Origin of the sequence: Xanthomonas sp. GW (assembly GCF_014236815.1) — a bacterium.
Classification (GTDB): domain Bacteria; phylum Pseudomonadota; class Gammaproteobacteria; order Xanthomonadales; family Xanthomonadaceae; genus Xanthomonas_A.
Genome location: NZ_CP051189.1, coordinates 4,239,594 through 4,255,731, shown reverse-complemented (window position 1 = coordinate 4,255,731; position 16,138 = coordinate 4,239,594). Strand labels below are relative to the sequence as shown.

15 protein-coding genes are annotated in these 16,138 nt (G+C 71.1%); 11 read left to right on the top strand and 4 right to left on the bottom strand.

Going from position 1 to position 16,138, the window contains the following annotated elements; all coding sequences use genetic code 11:
* The first annotated feature begins 664 nt into the window (after window positions 1-664).
* From gspG to HEP73_RS18305, 10 genes are all read left to right on the top strand, one after another.
* Entirely contained in the window at window positions 665-1,099 is a 435-nt protein-coding gene (gene gspG, locus HEP73_RS18350; RefSeq protein WP_185813971.1) for a type II secretion system major pseudopilin GspG, read from the top strand.
* 79 nt (window positions 1,100-1,178) lie between these two features.
* Window positions 1,179-1,628: a type II secretion system protein XpsH gene (gene xpsH, locus HEP73_RS18345; RefSeq protein WP_241093847.1), complete on the top strand. Its 450-nt coding sequence runs from the start codon at window positions 1,179-1,181 to the stop codon at window positions 1,626-1,628.
* Window positions 1,625-2,041 carry a type II secretion system protein XpsI gene (gene xpsI / locus HEP73_RS18340; protein ID WP_185821033.1) on the top strand — a complete coding sequence of 139 codons (417 nt, stop codon included), beginning with the start codon at window positions 1,625-1,627 and terminating at the stop codon, window positions 2,039-2,041. Before xpsH ends, xpsI begins: the two co-directional genes overlap by 4 nt.
* Window positions 2,038-2,688, top strand: coding sequence for a type II secretion system protein J (locus tag HEP73_RS18335; protein ID WP_185821032.1), 651 nt, complete (start codon window positions 2,038-2,040; stop codon window positions 2,686-2,688). The genes xpsI and HEP73_RS18335 overlap by 4 nt, the downstream gene beginning before the upstream one ends.
* Complete coding sequence (locus HEP73_RS18330; RefSeq protein ID WP_185821031.1) at window positions 2,685-3,545, top strand: type II secretion system minor pseudopilin; 861 nt, start codon at window positions 2,685-2,687, stop codon at window positions 3,543-3,545. Before HEP73_RS18335 ends, HEP73_RS18330 begins: the two co-directional genes overlap by 4 nt.
* Window positions 3,542-4,666 (top strand): PilN domain-containing protein, encoded by a 1,125-nt coding sequence (locus tag HEP73_RS18325; RefSeq protein WP_185821030.1) that lies wholly within the window; start codon window positions 3,542-3,544, stop codon window positions 4,664-4,666. Before HEP73_RS18330 ends, HEP73_RS18325 begins: the two co-directional genes overlap by 4 nt.
* A complete protein-coding gene (gene gspM / locus HEP73_RS18320) occupies window positions 4,647-5,441 on the top strand; it encodes a type II secretion system protein GspM (RefSeq protein ID WP_185821029.1) in 795 nt (264 codons plus the stop codon). The genes HEP73_RS18325 and gspM overlap by 20 nt, the downstream gene beginning before the upstream one ends.
* Window positions 5,431-6,222, top strand: a complete 792-nt coding sequence (gene xpsN, locus HEP73_RS18315; RefSeq protein ID WP_185821028.1) for a type II secretion system protein XpsN — start codon at window positions 5,431-5,433, stop codon at window positions 6,220-6,222. Before gspM ends, xpsN begins: the two co-directional genes overlap by 11 nt.
* 11 nt (window positions 6,223-6,233) lie before the next feature.
* On the top strand, window positions 6,234-8,534 hold the full coding sequence (gspD, locus tag HEP73_RS18310) for a type II secretion system secretin GspD (RefSeq protein WP_185821027.1): 2,301 nt from the start codon (window positions 6,234-6,236) through the stop codon (window positions 8,532-8,534).
* Between the two features lie 6 nt (window positions 8,535-8,540).
* Window positions 8,541-9,374 (top strand): glycosyltransferase, encoded by an 834-nt coding sequence (locus tag HEP73_RS18305; RefSeq protein ID WP_185821026.1) that lies wholly within the window; start codon window positions 8,541-8,543, stop codon window positions 9,372-9,374.
* A 106-nt stretch (window positions 9,375-9,480) separates the two neighbouring features.
* Here the strand turns inward: HEP73_RS18305 and HEP73_RS18300 are convergent, their stop codons facing one another.
* The 4 genes from HEP73_RS18300 to HEP73_RS18285 all read right to left on the bottom strand — a co-directional run bounded on the left by HEP73_RS18300 (window position 9,481) and on the right by HEP73_RS18285 (window position 14,856).
* Window positions 9,481-10,218 carry a UTRA domain-containing protein gene (locus tag HEP73_RS18300; RefSeq protein WP_185821025.1) on the bottom strand — a complete coding sequence of 246 codons (738 nt, stop codon included), beginning with the start codon at window positions 10,216-10,218 and terminating at the stop codon, window positions 9,481-9,483.
* 352 nt (window positions 10,219-10,570) lie between these two features.
* Window positions 10,571-11,152 carry a nicotinamide riboside transporter PnuC gene (pnuC, locus tag HEP73_RS18295; RefSeq protein ID WP_185821024.1) on the bottom strand — a complete coding sequence of 194 codons (582 nt, stop codon included), beginning with the start codon at window positions 11,150-11,152 and terminating at the stop codon, window positions 10,571-10,573.
* 239 nt (window positions 11,153-11,391) lie between these two features.
* The gene (locus tag HEP73_RS18290) at window positions 11,392-13,554 is read right to left on the bottom strand and encodes a TonB-dependent siderophore receptor (RefSeq protein WP_185821023.1); all 2,163 of its coding nucleotides are present in this window, start codon (window positions 13,552-13,554) and stop codon (window positions 11,392-11,394) included.
* A 153-nt stretch (window positions 13,555-13,707) separates the two neighbouring features.
* Entirely contained in the window at window positions 13,708-14,856 is a 1,149-nt protein-coding gene (locus tag HEP73_RS18285; RefSeq protein WP_185821022.1) for a phosphotransferase enzyme family protein, read from the bottom strand.
* A 369-nt stretch (window positions 14,857-15,225) separates the two neighbouring features.
* Between HEP73_RS18285 and HEP73_RS18280 the strand changes: the two genes are divergently transcribed.
* A complete protein-coding gene (locus tag HEP73_RS18280; protein ID WP_185821021.1) occupies window positions 15,226-16,071 on the top strand; it encodes a glycosyltransferase family 2 protein in 846 nt (281 codons plus the stop codon).
* The last annotated feature ends 67 nt before the right edge of the window (window positions 16,072-16,138 follow it).

Sequence of the window (16,138 nt, the reverse complement as noted above, 5' to 3'; positions counted from 1 at the left end):
CATGGCCGAACGCCCGGCCATGGATGGCCGGGCAGGTCTGTCCGTGTGCAGCCCTGTTGCGCCATGGACGGCGACGCCCATGCCGGAAGTATCCGCGCGCTGCGCCATGGCGCATGTGGCGCCGAACGCCCGGCCAGGGATGGCCGGGCCGGCGGTTTCGGCGCACGTGGTGCCGCGCCAAGGATGGCGACATGAACCCAAGACGCAGCGAATTGCCGGATTGAAGGAGGCCATGCGTTTGCGAACCACTGGTTCGCGCATGGCCGAACGCCCGGCCATGGATGGCCGGGCAGGTCTGTCAGGGCGCGGCGATGTCGCGCCATGGACGGCAGCGGACATGCTTGCAGCATCCTCGCGCTGCGCCATGGCGCATGTGGCGCCGAACGCCCGGCCACGGATAGGTCGGCCGGCGGCTCCTGCGGCCGTCGTGTCGCGCCATGAATGGCAACGTGAACCCAGGGCGCCGCGCGCGGTCCAAGCGATGGCGGCAACCATGACCACGGCATCTGTGCGCCACATCATGCTCGAACTGCGGCATGCGTCGATCGCCGCCACGCCAATCCCGTTCCCGCGCATGAAGCGCAGCTGCACGCACCGCACACGATGGCGACCCTTGTCACCGCGTTCGGTTACATAAGGTTTTCCACCGCAAGGATCCGATGCAATGCGAAATATCCGTTCCCTGACCCGTTCTCCTTCCGCCGCGCGCCAGTCGGGCATGAGCCTGCTGGAAATCATCATCGTCATCGTGCTGATCGGCGCGGTGCTGACCCTGGTCGGCAGCCGCGTGCTCGGCGGCGCCGATCGCGGCAAGGCCAACCTGGCCAAGTCGCAGATCCAGACCATGGCCGGCAAGATCGACAACTACCAGCTTGACACCGGCAAGCTGCCGTCCAAGCTCGACGACCTGGTCGCCGCGCCGGGCGGCGTCAGCGGCTGGCTCGGCCCGTATGCCAAGCCCGCGGAGTTGAACGACCCGTGGGGCCACCCGATCGAGTACAAGGTGCCGGGCGACGGCAAGCCGTTCGACCTGATCAGCCTGGGCAAGGACGGCCAGCCCGGCGGCACCAGCTACGACGCCGACATCAAGTACGAGTGATCCCGGCGCCGTGATCCATGCCCCTGCCGGCGTTCCCCAGCGCGGTGCGCACGCGTGCGTACCGCTGGCGCGTGCGCGCATGCGCGGCGTGTCGCTGCTGGAGATGCTGCTGGTGGTGGGGCTGATCGCGATCGCCGCGATGCTGGCGGCCTCGGTGCTGACCGGCGGCATCGACGGCATGCGCTTGCGCTCGTCGGCCAAGGAGATCGCCGCGCAACTACGTTACACGCGGGCGCAGGCGATCGCCACTGGCCAGCCGCAGCGTTTCCTGATCGATCCGCAGGCGCACCGCTGGCAGGCGCCCAACGGCCGTCACGGCGAGATTCCGCCGTCGCTGGCGATCCGCTTCAGCGGCGCGCGCGAGGCGCAGCGGCGCGAAGACGAAGGCGCGATCCAGTTCTTCGAGGACGGCGCCGCCACCGGCGGGCGCATCGAATTGCTGACCCGCAAGGCCAGCTGGCGCATCGACGTGGCCTGGCTGACCGGCGAGGTCAAGGTCGGGCGTCCGCCGCAGCAGGGCATGCCATGAAGGCGCAACGCGGCTACACGCTGATCGAGGTGATCGTGGCGTTCGCGCTGCTGGCGCTGGCGCTGACCCTGCTGCTCGGCTCGCTGTCCGGCGCCGCACGCCAGGTCCAGCGCGCCGACCAGCTCAGCCGCGCCACGCTGTACGCGCAATCGGTGCTGGCCGCGCAAGGCGTGGAGCAGCCGCTGCAGCCCGGCCGCGAACAGGGCAGCTTCGAGCAGGGCCATTACCGCTGGACCCTGGACGTGGCGCCGTACGTCGATGCGCGGCGCCCGCCGGACCCGACCCTGACGCCGGGCGCGCCGACGCTGCTGCAGTTGAACCTGCAGGTGCGCTGGGGCGATGCGCCGGCGCAGGCGCTGCAGTGGAAGACGCTGCGCCTGGTCAGCTCGCAGAGCAACGGGGTGCCGCAGTGAACCGCGCACCGCGCCGCGCCGCCGCGCGCGGCTTCACCCTGATCGAAGTACTGCTGGCCACGGTGCTGCTGGTCGGCGGGCTGACCCTGGCCTTCGCCACGCTGCGCTCGGCTACGGCGATCAGCGGCCGCGGCGAGACCATCGCCGGGCGCAGCGAGCGCATGCGCGCGGTCGAGGGCTTCTTGCGCCGGCGCCTGAGCGGCGCGCAGGCGCTGGCGCTGGACATCGACAGCCGCACGCTGCAGCCGGTGCGCTTCGTCGGCGAACCGCAGCGCATGCAGTTCGTGGCCGATCTTCCCGATTATCTGGGTCGCGGCGGCCCCTACGTGCACGACCTCAGCGTCAGTGGCGATAGCGGCCGGCAGCGGCTGGCGATCGCGCTGGTGCAGGTGCAGGCCGGCAAGCAGATCGCCGAAGAGAAGCCGCGTGCGCCCGAGCCGCTGGCCGAGGGCCTGCGCCAGGTGCGCTTCCGCTACCGCGGCATCGATCCGGAGCGCGGCACGATCGGCCCCTGGCAGGAGCGCTGGGAGAAGACCGACCAGTTGCCGCTGCTGGTGTCGATCGAACTGAGCAGCGACGACGGCATGGTGTGGCCGCCGCTGGTGGTGGCGTTGCGCCAGGCCGGCGGCGCGGAGGCGCGGCAATGAGCGCGGCACCTCGGCAGGCGCGCGGCGCGGCGTTGGTGCTGGTGCTGTGGCTGATCGCGCTGCTGACCGCGCTGATCGGCGCGTTCGCGCTGACCGCGCGCACGGAAGGACTGCAAGGCAAGGTGCTGGGCGACGGCGCGGCGGCGCAGGAGCGCGCGCGCGCCGGGCTGGAATACGCGCTAACCCGGCTCGCAGGCACGCCGACGCAGCCGGGCTGGCGCGCGGACGGGCGCCGCTACCGCTGGCAGTACGAAGACGCCACGGTCGACCTGCGGATCACCGACGAGAGCGGCAAGGTCGATCTGAACCTGGCCGACGCGCCGCTGCTGGCGGCGCTGGTGCGCGCGGTCGGCGGCGATCCGCAGCGCGCCGACCGCATCGCCGCGGCGATCGTGGACTGGCGCGACGCCGACAACCTCAGCCAGCCCAACGGCGGCGCCGAGGACCCGGACTACGCCGCCGCCGGGCTGCCGTACGGCGCCAAGGACGCGCCGTTCGAGAGCCTGGCCGAACTGCAACTGGTGCTGGGCATGGACGCGGATCTATACGCCAAGCTGCTGCCGAACCTGACCCTGTACAGCGGAATTTCGCGCCCGGCACCGGATTTCGCGCCGGCGCCGGTGCTGACCGCGCTCGGCCTGGATGCGCAGCAGGTGCTGGCGCAACGCGAGCGCAACGACCCGGCGCAGGCCGCGGCGATCGGCGGGGGCGGCGGCACCTACAGCATCGAAAGCCGGGCGCAATTGGCCGCGGGGCGCGCGGCGGTGCTGCGCGCGGTGGTGCGTCCAGGCTCGTCGGCGCTACCGGGCTCCGCCTACACTGTGCTGCGATGGGAAGAAGGATCGACCGTTCGATGACTGCGTGGCGGGACACGATGGACAAGCTCGGCGTGCGCATGGCACCCGGTGCCGGCGGCTTGCTGGCCTGGTGGCAGCGCTCGCTGATGGCGTGGCTGCCGCCGCGCTGGCAGCTGCAATTGGGCTGGTCGCAGGCGCGGCTGCTGCTGTGGCGCGAGGGCGAACAGCTGTACGTCGCGCGCCAGATCGATGCCGAACTGGGCACGCCGCTGGCGTTGCCGTGGCCGCTGCTGCCGAGCGACCTGGAGGCCGTGCTCGGCCCGCGCCTGGCCGCACTGCCGCGGGTCTGGCTGCTGCCGGCGCAGTCCGCGCTGCAGCGCACGCTGCGCCTTCCGGCCGCGGCCGCCGAACACCTGCGCGACGTGGTCCGCTTCGAGATCGACCGGCAGACGCCGTTCCAGGCCGACCAGGTGGTCTACGACGTGCGCCTGGGCGCGCGTCGCGACGATGCGCAACTGGACGTCGAACTGGTGGTGGCGCCGCGCCGCGTGCTGGACGAATTGCACGCCAGCGCCGGCGCGCTGCGCCCGACCCTGGCCGGAGTCGATGTCGCCGGCGCCGACGGCGCGCCGCTGGGCGTGAACCTGCTGCCGCCGGAGCAGCGCCATCGCCGCGCCGATCCGATGCGCCGCTGGAACGCGATCCTGGCCGCGACCGCGTTGCTGGCGCTGTTCGCCGCCGGCTGGCAGCTGCTGGACAACCGCCGCGACGCGCTCGAGCAATTGCGCGCGCAAGTGGACAGCGGCGCGCAGCGCGCGCGCGGCGTGTCCGCGCAACGCCAGCAGCTGGTCGACCTGGTCGAAGGCGCGGCCTTCTTCGACCAACTGCGCGCCGAGCGCCCGACCGCGCTGGAAATCTGGAACGAACTGAGCAAGCGCCTGCCCGAGGGCACCTATCTGGAAAAATTCTCGGTCGAGGGCGACCAGTTGCAGCTGATCGGCCTCAGCAGCGAGGCGTCCTCGCTGGTCGGGCGGCTGGAGGGCTCGCCGCTGTGGCGCACGCCGTCGCTGACCGGCGTGCTGCAGGCCGATCCGGGCAGCCACCGCGACCGCTTCACCCTGACCGCCGAACTGGCCGGAACCAAGCGCAAGGAGGCCGCCAATGCCAGTGCAGGTCGATAAGCGCGACCGTTGGCTGGCGCTAGGCCTGCTGCTGGCGGCGCTGGCGCTGGCCTATCTGCTGCTGGTGCATCCGTGGTGGACGGTGCCGATGCGCGAGGTCGAGGCGCAGATCCAGGAATTGCGCCAGCGCGAACTGCGCGTGCGCATGCAGTTGCAGCAGGCGCCGCAGGTGGCGCAGCGGCTGCAGCAGGCGCAACGCGACCTGGCCGCGCGCCCGGGCTTCCTGCGTGAGACCTCGGCCGAACTGGCCTCGGCCGGACTGGTGCAGCGCCTGGAAAGCGCGGTGGCCACCGCCAGCCCCGGCAACCGCAGCTGCGCGATCAGCAACCGTTCGCCGCTGGCCGCCGACAACCGCCGCGACCGCTTCACCCGCGTCGCGGTGCAGGTGCGGCTGCGCTGCGGCACGCCGGAACTGGCGGCGGTGCTGCACGCGCTGGAGAGCGGCACCCCGGCGCTGTTCGTGGACAACCTCAACGTGATGGCGCAGCGCTACCAGCTGTCGCCGGGCGAGAGCGGCAACGGCCTGGACGTGGCCTTCGAGCTGGCCGGCTATCTGCGCCCGAACGCGATGCTGCCGCCGCCCGCCGCTGCGGGCATGCCGCCTGGCATGCCACCGTCGCCGCCTGCGGGGACACCGCCCGGCGCGCCGGCGATGGACGCCGGCACGCCCGCCGGCCCCGGGCCGAGCGAGCCGCCGGCGCAGGCACCGCCTGCCATGCGCGATGCGGCCATGCCGCAGCCGCCGCAACAAGTGGAGGGCGCGCATGCGAATTGAAGCGATCGGCCTGCGCACTGTGTGGCTGGCGACGTTGGCGCTGTGGGGGCTGCTGATCTGGGCGCTGGGCCTGGCCGGCCTGGGCCAGCGCATCGTGCCGCTGCCCGACGATCCGAGCATGACCCAGCGCCTGCCGAGCTTGCCGGCGGCGTCTGCCGAGCGCCTCGGCGATTATTCGCGCTATGCCGAAATCGCCGCGCGTCCGGTGTTCGCCGAAGACCGCCGGCCGCATCCGTTCTTCCTCAGCGCCGACAACGGCCAGGGCGCCGCGCCGAGCGTGCGCCTGACCGGCGTGCTGCTCACCGACAGCTTCAAGATGGCCACGCTGACCACCGAGCAGGGCGAATCGCTGCGCCTGCAGGAAGGCCGCGACCCGGTAAAGGGTTGGCGCTTGCTGTCGCTGGAACCGCGCCGCGCGGTGGTCAGTGGCGGTAGCGGCACCCAGACCCTGGAGTTGCAGGTGTTCGACGGCAAGGGCGGGCAGCCGCCGACCGCGCTCGGCCAGGGCGCGCGGCCGCCGGGCATGCAGTCGGGGTCGGGGCCGCTACCGCCGCTACCGCCACCTGCCGCGCCTGCGGTCAACGCCCCGGTCAATCCCGTCGCCGCCACGCCGCAGGCGGGCGCCAACGGCACGCCGGCAACGCCTGCGCCAAGCGCACCGGCGGCCGCGCCGGCGCCGTCGTCGGAACAGTTGCAAGCCATCCGCGAACGTATCGAAGCCCGCCGTCGGCAGTTGCAGCAGCAGCGCCAGAACGGCACCACCCCCGGCCAGAACCCTTGAAGAGTGATCGCATGACGCCGCGCTTGTTTTCCCTGTTCCTCGCGATCGGCCTGGTGGCCGGCTGCGCCACCACGCCCTCGCCGGACGTCCGCCGCGGCGCCGCGATCAATCCCAACGTCGGCGCCGCCGGCAGCACCAGCGCCACGACCGACGGAACCACCGGCACGGCCGATCCCAACGACGTGCCGGACCGCGTCGCCCCGGTGATCCGCCGCGGCAGCGGCACCATGATCAATTCCGGCGCCGCCGCCGCGCCGGCGCCGTCGCTGGGCAACGCCAGCAGTGGCAGCGCCACCTTCAACTTCGAAGGCGAGTCGGTGCATGCGGTGGTCAAGGCGATCCTTGGCGACATGCTCGGGCAGAACTACGTGATCGCGCCGGGCGTGCAGGGCACGGTGACCCTGGCCACGCCCAAGCCGGTGTCGCCGGCGCAGGCGCTGAACCTGCTGGAGATGGTGCTGGGCTGGAACAACGCGCGCATGGTTTACAGCGGCGGCCGCTACAACATCGTGCCTGCCGACCAGGCTTTGGCCGGCACGGTGGCGCCGAGCACCGCCTCGCCGGCCAGCGCGCGCGGCTTCGAGGTGCGGGTGGTGCCGCTGAAGTTCATCTCCGCCAGCGAAATGAAGAAGGTGCTGGAGCCGTACGCGCGGCCGAACGCGATCGTCGGCATCGACGGCTCGCGCAACGTCATCACCCTCGGCGGCACCCGCGCGGAACTGGAGAACTACCTGCGCACCGTGCAGATCTTCGACGTGGACTGGCTGTCGGGCATGTCGGTGGGTGTGTTCCCGATCCAGACGGGCAAGGCCGAGCAGGTCGCCGCCGACCTGGAAAAGGTGTTCGGCGAAAACAGCAAGACGCCCAGTGCCGGCATGTTCCGTTTCATGCCGCTGGAGAACGCCAACGCGGTGCTGGTGATCACCCCGCAGGCGCGCTATCTGGACCAGATCCAGGAGTGGCTGGACCGGATCGACAGCGCCGGCGGCGGCAGCCGGCTGTTCTCCTACGAACTGAAATACATCAAGGCCAAGGACCTGGCCGACCGCCTGGCCGAAGTGTTCGGCGCCGGCGGCAACCGCGGCGATTCCAACGCCTCGCTGATGCCGGGCACGCAGCTGAGCCAGATGGGCGGCGGCGGCCTCAACGGCAGCAGCGACGGCAGCCTGGGCGGCAGCGGCAGCCTCAACGGCAGCAGCGACAGCCTGTCTTCAAGCAGCGGTGGTTCCTCGTCCGGCAGCAGCAGCGGCGGTCTGGGCAACGGCAGCCTGCAACTGTCGCCGCGCACCTCCGGCAACGGCAGCGTGACCCTGGAAGTGCAGGGCGACAAGGTCGGCGTGTCGGCGGTGGAGGAGACCAACACCTTGCTGGTGCGCTCCACGCCGCAGTCGTGGCGTTCGATCCGCGACGTGGTCGAGAAGCTCGACGTGATGCCGATGCAGGTGCACATCGAGGCCCAGGTGGCCGAGGTCAGCCTGACCGGCAAATTGCAGTACGGCGTTAACTGGTTCTTCGAAAATTCGGTCAATGCCTCCGCCGACGGAACCGTGGCCAACAGCACCGGACTCGGCGCCGGCGCCGGCCTGCCCAGCGCCGCGGGACGCAGCATCTGGGGTGACATCGCTGGCAAGGTCACCAGCAGTAGCGGTCTTGGTTGGACTTTTCTCGGCAAGAACGCCGCGGCGGTGATCAGCGCGTTGGACCAGGTCACCAATCTCAAGCTGCTGCAGACCCCGTCGGTGTTCGTGCGCAACAACGCCGAGGCCACGCTCAACGTGGGCACGCGCATCCCGATCAACTCGACCTCGATCAACACCGGCATCGGCACCGACAGCACCTACTCGTCGGTGCAATACATCGATACCGGCGTGATCCTGAAGGTGCGTCCGCGGGTGACCAAGGACGGCATGGTGTTCCTGGACATCGTGCAGGAAGTCAGCACGCCCGGCGCGCGTCCGGCGGCGTGCACCTCGGGCACCTCCACCGTGGCCAACAGCGCGTCCTGCAACGTGGACATCAACACGCGCCGGGTCAAGACCGAGGCGGCGGTGCAGAGCGGCGACACCATCATGCTCGCCGGCCTGATCAACGACAGCACCACCGACGGCAGCGCCGGCGTGCCGCTGCTGAGCAAGCTGCCGGTGGTCGGCGCGCTGTTCGGTCAGAAGACGCAGGACAAGACCCGCAACGAAGTGATCGTGCTGCTCACTCCGACCATCGTGCGCAACCCGCAGGAAGCGCGCAATCTCACCGACGAGTACGGGCAGAAGTTCAAGTCGATGCAGCCGTTGCCGGCCTCGGGCAAGAAGTAAGCGCTGGTGACCCTGCCCATCGTGCTGCTGCCGGTCGGCGTCGACGACGCCGCGCTGGACGCATGCCTGGGCGCGCTGGAGGCGCACACTCCGGCCGGCACCCGCGTGTGGCTGGCCGACGACGCGCAGGCCGGGCCGCGCGGGCAGCGCGTGGTCGAGGCCTGGCTGGCGCATACCCGCCTGCAGGCCGATTACACGCGGCGCCCGCGCATGCTCGGGGAGGTCGCGCACCTGGACGAGATGCTGCGCGCCTGCGCCGCCGCCGACGTGGTGGTGCTGGCCGCCGATGCGCAGCCGCTGCCCGGCTGGCTGCAGCAACTGAGCGCGTGCCTGGCGCACGATGCGGCCATCGCCAGCGCCACGCCATGGAGCAATGCCGGCGAAGCCTGCGCCTGGCCGCGGCTGGGCGAGATCAATCCGCTGCCCGACGATGGTGAGCGCTTGGCGCGCGCCTGCGCGGCGCTGCCCCCGGAGCATCCGGAGCTGCCGTCGGCGGTGTGCCACGCGGTGGCCCTGCGCGGTGCGGCGCGGCAGCGCGCCGGCGGCCTGGACGCGAGCAGTTATGGTTCCTGGTACGCGGCGCTGATCGACCTGTCGCTGCGCATGGCCGGACTCGGCTGGCGCAACGTACTGTGCGAGACCGCCTACGTGGCGCGCAGCGGTGAAGGCCGCGCCGCCGACGGCGACATGGACGCGCTGGCCACGCGCTGGCCGGCGTGGCACGCGCGCCTGGCCGGCTTCCTGATGCACGATCCGCTGCGCGCGCGCCGCGAAGACCTGCAGCGCCTGTACGCCGACCTGCCGCCGCCGGACCCGCAGCGCGCGCTGTTCGACGCCTAGCGCGCGATACCTGTAGGAGCGGCTTCAGCCGCGACAAGTTGCCGGCAATCTGTCGCGGCTGAAGCCGCTCCTACACAGGTGCGTTTCGCCAATGCGCAGGCCGGCCTCACTCCGGCGGCGCCTGCACCTCCACCGTCACTTCCAGCACGTCGTGGCGCCAGGACTCGATGTCGAATTCCACTGCGCGGCCGTCGGCGGCGTAGCTCACCCGCTGCAGCCGGAAGCACGGCGTGCCGGCGGTGGACTGCAGCAGCGCGGCCTGCTCGGCGACCAGCGTGGCCGGGTACATCGACAGCCGGCTGCGTGCCTGGCGCAATCCGAGCCGTTGTCCTAGCACCGCGCTGAGCGAGCCGGCCAGATCGTGATCGAGCAGGCTCGGCGCCCACGCGGCGAGAATCGCATTGGTCTCCAGCAGCACCGCGCGGCGGCCGATCCAGCGCCGGCGCTGCAGCACGAACACCTCGGCCTGCGCATCGTCCAGTTCCAGGTGCCGCGCCAGCGTCGCGCCGGCCGGCTGGCGGCGCGCGCCGAGCAGTTCGGTGCGCGGCGTGCCGCCTTGCGCGGCGACGTACTGCATGAAGCCGGCGATGCTGGTGGGATCGTGGCGCACGCGCGCGGCGCTGACGAACCAGCCGCGCCGGTTCTCGCGGTAGATGTAGCCTTCCGATTCCAGTTGCTGCAGCGCCTCGCGCAAGGTGATGCGGGTGCAGCCGAACAGCGCGGCCAGTTCGCGCTCCACCGGCAGGCGCTGGTCCGCGGCCCATTCGCCGCCGACGATGCGCGCGAGCAGTGCATCGACGATGCGCTGGCCGAAGCCGGCGGCAGGATTCAACGGCGTGGGCATGCGGTCTCCGTGGCGGTGCTGCACTTCACTTGCCCATGGTCGCAGGCGACGAAGCTTGGTGGAGCGACTGCAGTCTCGGCAGACCTCGATTGCAAAGCCTGTCGCGGCGAATGGCACGAAGCCACCCGCAGTCGTTTCCACAACACTCCGCTCACTGCACATGCCCGGGATCGAGAATGCTCCAGCATAGCGATGCCGCGTGCGCTCGTGGCACTGCGGTGCGACCGGCACGCCGGACTAACGCAGGCTGGCCTGAATCGTCTGCGCCTCTTGCGTGCCGGTCACGACCATCGTGCCGGCCTGCTCGCCGACGCCGGCCTGCGTCGATTGCGGTGCAGGCGGATGCGCCGGTTCATGGCGACGACTGCGTGGCGACAGCGCGCCGCAGGTCCGCCCGCCACAGCCACAAGCCGTATATCGCCAGCACCACGAAGCCTGCGTACAGCGCCGCGGTGGGATACAACCCCTTGTAGACGAAGACGCCGACGTAGAGGCAGTCGAGCACGATCCACAGGGTCCAGTTGGCGATGCGCTTGCGCGCCGCCCAGAAGCTGGCGACCAGGCTGAAGGCGGACAGCGCCGCGTCCAGCCACGGCAGGGCGGCATCGGTATGGCGATGCATCAGCCAGCCCAGCGACAGCGCGCCGGCGGCGCCGGCCAGCAGCGACAGCGCCGCTTCGCGCCGCGGCAGCGGGCCGACCTGGACCTTGCCATGGTCCAGCCGGCCCTGGCTCCAGCGCCACCAGCCGTAACCTTGCAGGAATACGTAGACGGCCTGCAGCAGCATGTCCGAGTACAGCTTCCACTGGTAGAACAGCCACGCGTACAGCAGCACCGCGACGACATTGACCGGCCAGCACCAGCGCACGCGGCGCGCGGTCAGCCACACGCCGAGCACATTGACTAGTACCGCGAGAAGTTCGAGGGGGGACATGGTTGGAAGGCCGGGATTCGGGATTCGGGATTCGGGATTGGGATTGGGATTGGGGATTGGGGATTGGGGATGTTCCGCGAGCGCGAAGCGATGCGCTCGTTTTTGTAGGAGCGGCTTCAGCCGCGACAGGCGTTCCAGGGAAGACCGGTCGCGGCTAAAACCGCTGCCGCGACAGTGACGCTCCGCGTCCCGCTCCCGGCCTTTACGAATCCCCAATCCCGATTCCCCAATCCCGGCCCTCAAAAGTCGAACTGCGCCGCCAGTCGCGCCGTCCGCGGCGCGCCCAGGAACAGATAGTCGTCGCCCATGTAGTCGCCGACGTCGCGCCAGTAGCGCTTGTCGGTCAGGTTGTCCACGCTCAGCCGCAGCGTGGTCGGCACCGTGCCCAGCCGCGTCGCGTAGCGCGCGCCCAGGTTGTAGACGGTGTAGCCGCCGACGGCGACGCGGCCGCTGCGGTCGGCGTACTTGGCGCCGCTGTACTGCGCGCCACCCAGCAGCGCCAGGCCGCTCGCCCCGGGCACGTCCCAGCTGGCCTGGGCGCTGGCGCGCAGCCTGGGCACGTTCAAGGCCTGGTGGCCTTCGTAGGCCGGCGTGCCGGTGTCCTCGGCGCGCGCGCGGATGCCGGCGACGCTGGCCTGCAGGTGCAGGCGCTCGCCGATCGTGCCGTCGGCCGACAGTTCGATGCCGCGGTTGTGCAGGCGGCCCTGCTGCAGGTACAGGAAGCTGCCGTCGGCCTGCGGCTGCGCGTACTGGTAGGCCTGGCGGATGTCGAACACGGCCGCGCCCAGCGCCAGGCCGTTGCGCTCGTATTTCAGGCCGGCTTCGGTCTGGTAGGCGCTGGTCGGGGCGAGGATCGCGTCGGCGTTGCTGGCGAACCACGACGCGGTGCCGCCCGGCGCCAGGCCCTTGGCGAAACTGGCATACAGCGACAGCGTGTCCTGCGGCTTGAACAGCAGCGCCGCCTGCGGCAGCAACTCCGAGCGGCGGGTGTGGCGGGTCAGCACGCCGTCGCGGTCCCAGGCGCGCTCGTCGTAGCGCACCTGGCGCGCGCCCAGCAGCAGCTGCCAGGCCTCGCCGATGCCGATGCGGTCGCTGGCCAGCAGCGATTGCTGGGTGCTGTCCAGGCGCCGGCGCTTGGGGTCGAGTTCGGCGTCGGCCTGGGCCAGCAGCGGCGGATCGGCATCGATGTTGCCACTGCCGATCAATTCGTTGATCGAGCCATGCCGATCGATGTTGCGCTGCAGGTAGTCCACGCCGACGTTGAGCTGGTGCTGCAGCGCGCCGGTGGCGAAGCTGCCGGACACGGTCGCCTGCACCTGGTCGTTGCGGCGCGTGTCGTCGGGGCTGCGGTAGTCGTAGAGGTCGTAGTCGCCTTCGCGGCTGAAATAGTTGGGGATCGCGTCGCTGGCGCAGCTGGCCGCGCCGTAGCAGCCCCAGGCGAAGCTGGAATAGTCGTCGATCACCGCGCGGCTGTGGGCGGCCGCCAGTTGCATGCGCCAAGTGTCGTTGAAGCGGTATTGGTAGCGCAGCTGGGCATTGAGCGAGTCGATGCCGACCGGCTTGGACCAGGGCTGGTAGGCCAGCAGCCGGTGCACCGACACGTCGCCGGGCACGCGCTCGCCGCCGAGCAATTGATAGCCGGGTACCGAACGCTGTTGCCGGTCCTGGTATTCCACGTCGAGCTGCAGCGTCGATTGCGGATCGATGTTCCAGTCCGCGGCCAGCGACAGGAAATTGCGGTGGCCGTCGGCGTGCTCGACGTAGCTGCGGATGTCCTCGTGCGCGGCGTTGACGCGCAGGCCGAACTGGCGGTCGCGGCCGAACCAGTCGCCCAGATCCACCGCGGCGTAGCGGCCGCCGTCGTCGTCGGTGCCGAGCGTCAGCGTGCGCACCTGTTGCGGGCGCTTGGTCGTGTAGTCGATCACGCCGGCCGGCTCGGTGAGCCCGGACTGCAGCCCGGACAGGCCCTTGAGCACCTGCACCTGCTGCTTGTTCTCCAGCGCCACGTTCTGCTCGCCGGCGACGGTCAGGCCGTTGATGCGGTAGCTGTTGGCGGCGTTGAGCGAATAGCCGCGCACCACGAAGTTCTCGTAGTAGCCGATCGGCGCATAGCTGTCGCCGACCGAGGCGTCGGCGCGCAGCACTTCGCTGAGCACGCGCACCTGGCGGTCGTCCAACTGCGTGCGGTCGATCACCGCGATCGAGGCGGGCGTGTCCAGCAGCGCGGCGTCGCCGTAGCCGCCCAGCGCGGAGCGGTTGCGCGGCTGCTCGCCCTGCACGTTGACCGCATCCAGCTCGACCGGTGTCTGCGTGTCGGCATCGGCGGCGCGTGCCGGTGCGGCGGTGGCGGCCAGCGCCAAGGCCAGGGCGAGCGGCGCGAGTGCGGGGAAGGCATGGGACATGGGAGAACCTCTAAGCGGAAGTCGGAACGGAAAAGACGGAGGCCGCTGCGCGCGGGCAATGGCGGAGGCGAAGGCAGACGCGATGCCGGCAGCGCGACCTGGCATGCACGCGCGATGGGCGCGCCGGCGCGCGCGGCAGCGAACGCGAGACGCTCATCGCGCCGCGTCCGCATGCCGCTGCAACCGCCGCAGCAGGCGCTGGCCTTCCTCGCCGCCGAACCAGTCGGCATGGCCGAGCAGGTAGCGGCGATAGGCGATCTCGGCATTCGCGTCGGAGCCGGTGATGCCGGCGAAATAGTCGATCTCGGCGAGCGCGAAGTCGGCATGCACGATCGGCAACAGCGCGGCCAGCAGGCGCAGCTGCGCCGCGTCCAGCGGCAGCAGCTGCACGTAGCCGTGCAGCAGCGCGTCGAGTTGATCGAGGTCGGCGGGCGCGCGGCCGCCGGCGTCCAGCTCCAGCCACGGCACCAGGTTGCGCTCGATCGCGGTGGCCAGATCGAACAGCGCGAAAGTACGGTCGGCCAGGCCGAAATCGAACACCGCGCTGACCGCGCTGGTCGCGCCGTGGCCTTGCCACAGCAGGTTGGAGGCGTGCCAGTCGCCATGCGTCCACAGCGGCGGCGCCGGTGTTTGCAGTAGCGGCCAGGCGCGCGCGTGCCACGGCAGCAGATGCCGGCGCAGGTCGCCGCGCCAGTCGCGCCGCTGCAGCCAGGCGGCCAGTGCCGGCCGCTCGCACAGGTCCTGCTGCAGCGCCTGCAGCGGATCGGCGCTGCCGAACAGGCGCAGGTTGGCGACCAACTGGGTGGTGCTGCGCGGCGCCGCCGTGTAGCCGGCCGCGGCCCGGTGCAGCAGGGCGAGTGCGCGCCCGGCGGCCTGCGCATGGGCGGTGTCGGCGAAGGGCAGCCACGAGGCCGTGTCGCGGTACAGGTCCTCGCCCGTGGCGGCGCGCTGCACTTCGTAGGTCCAGTCGCCGAGCGCGATCGCGCTGGCGCCATCGGGCGCGCGCAGCAGGACCGGTACCGGCATGCCGCGCGCGCGCAGGTGCTCGATGAAGTGGTGCTCCTCGTCCAGCGTGCGCGCATCGCGCAGGCTGCGGTGATGGCGCTTGACGAACAGCGTGCCCACGGCGCTCTCGACCTCGGCCGCGGCGGAGAACGGGCGCGGGCTGTGCCAGCGCAAGGCGCGGACCGCGTCGGGCAGGCCCATGTGCCGCAGCAGCGCGTCCACCTCGTCGCTGCGCAGCGGCGGCCAGTCCGCCGCGGCCGGGGCCAGGCTCATGCCGTGGATCTGGTGCGCGCTCATCGGGCCTGTCCCGGCGGCGTGGACGCACCCATGGCGTCGCAATGGCGCGATGCTTCGCGCCATTCGGAAGTTGGTCTAGACCAGGGATGCTGGGGTTTGCGGCTGCGGCCGACGGCGACATCGGTCGAAAAGCGGCGACGCTGCCGGGCCATCGGCATGCACGGCCGCCAGCGAACTGGGCGACCGATGCGTATCGATCCTGGCGGCAGCGCGCGGTAGTGGGCGCTAGCCGTCATCTACACCGCGCAAGGCATGGAACCGGAGATTCTACCGCGTCGGCACGGCGCCGACGCCCCATAATCGCCGCGCGCGAACGCCGGCCTAGTGTGACGCCTTCTGCGCGCGCGGCTTTGCCCGGATAATCGGCGCATGAGCGAACAGCAGATGGCCGTGGTGGTGGTGACCTACGAGAGCGGCAGCACCATCGACGCCTGCCTGCAGCGGCTGCGCGCGGCGGCGGACGTCGCCCAGATCCGCGTGGTCGACAACGCCTCGCGTGACGACACCCTGGCGATCGTGCAGCGCCACGCGCTGGAGGACCGGCGCGTGCGCTTCGTCGCCAACCCCGACAATCCCGGTTTCGCCAGCGCCTGCAACCAGGGCGCGGCGGCCAGCGATGCGCCGTGGCTGGCGTTCGTCAATCCGGACCTGATGGTGGAGACCGACACGCTGGCGCTGCTGCGCGCGCAGGTCGCCGCGCTCGGCGACGCGCTGCTCGGGGTGGAGCAGGTCGACGAGCACGGCCGCGCCGATGCCGCGGTGCGCCGCCGCGATCCGGACTTCGCGGCGATGCTGCGGCATCCGCTGGCCGGTTCGCGGCTGGCAGTGACGGTGGATCCGGCGCAGCCGCTGCAGCGCGTGGACGCGATCTCCGGCGCGCTGATGCTGCTGCCGCGGGCGCTGTTCGACCGCATCGGCGGCTGGGACGCCGGCTACCGCCTGCATGCCGAGGACCTGGACCTGTGCCGCCGCGCGCGCCAGGCCGGGGCCACGGTGGCGGTGTTCAACCGCCTGCGCGTGCTGCACGTGCGCGGCGTTTCCAGCCGCAAGCGGCCTTGGTTCGTGGAATGGCACAAACACCGCGGGCTGTGGCGCTATTTCCGCAAGTTCGAGGCGCCGGCGCGCACCGCGCCGGTGCGTGCGGCGGTGTGGGCGGTGATCTGGCTGCACGCCTGGGTGACCTTCGCCAGGCTGTGCTGGCGCCGTCCTGGCTGAACGCAGCACCAGGCTGGTGCGTGCGCTGTCGCAGGCTGTATGCGTGATGAGCAGTTCATTTATCGCG

Bases quoted from the DNA above. Each gene is read 5' to 3' on its own strand.
- HEP73_RS18285 (WP_185821022.1), bottom strand. From the start codon at position 14,856: ATGAGCGCGCACCAGATCCACGGCATGAGCCTGGCCCCGGCCGCGGCG.
- HEP73_RS18325 (WP_185821030.1), top strand. From the start codon at position 3,542: ATGACTGCGTGGCGGGACACGATGGACAAGCTCGGCGTGCGCATGGCA.
- HEP73_RS18300 (WP_185821025.1), bottom strand. From the start codon at position 10,218: ATGCCCACGCCGTTGAATCCTGCCGCCGGCTTCGGCCAGCGCATCGTC.
- xpsI (WP_185821033.1), top strand. From the start codon at position 1,625: ATGAAGGCGCAACGCGGCTACACGCTGATCGAGGTGATCGTGGCGTTC.
- pnuC (WP_185821024.1), bottom strand. From the start codon at position 11,152: ATGTCCCCCCTCGAACTTCTCGCGGTACTAGTCAATGTGCTCGGCGTG.
- xpsN (WP_185821028.1), top strand. From the start codon at position 5,431: ATGCGAATTGAAGCGATCGGCCTGCGCACTGTGTGGCTGGCGACGTTG.
- HEP73_RS18330 (WP_185821031.1), top strand. From the start codon at position 2,685: ATGAGCGCGGCACCTCGGCAGGCGCGCGGCGCGGCGTTGGTGCTGGTG.
- gspD (WP_185821027.1), top strand. From the start codon at position 6,234: ATGACGCCGCGCTTGTTTTCCCTGTTCCTCGCGATCGGCCTGGTGGCC.
- gspG (WP_185813971.1), top strand. From the start codon at position 665: ATGCGAAATATCCGTTCCCTGACCCGTTCTCCTTCCGCCGCGCGCCAG.
- xpsH (WP_241093847.1), top strand. From the start codon at position 1,179: ATGCGCGGCGTGTCGCTGCTGGAGATGCTGCTGGTGGTGGGGCTGATC.
- HEP73_RS18280 (WP_185821021.1), top strand. From the start codon at position 15,226: ATGAGCGAACAGCAGATGGCCGTGGTGGTGGTGACCTACGAGAGCGGC.
- gspM (WP_185821029.1), top strand. From the start codon at position 4,647: ATGCCAGTGCAGGTCGATAAGCGCGACCGTTGGCTGGCGCTAGGCCTG.
- HEP73_RS18290 (WP_185821023.1), bottom strand. From the start codon at position 13,554: ATGTCCCATGCCTTCCCCGCACTCGCGCCGCTCGCCCTGGCCTTGGCG.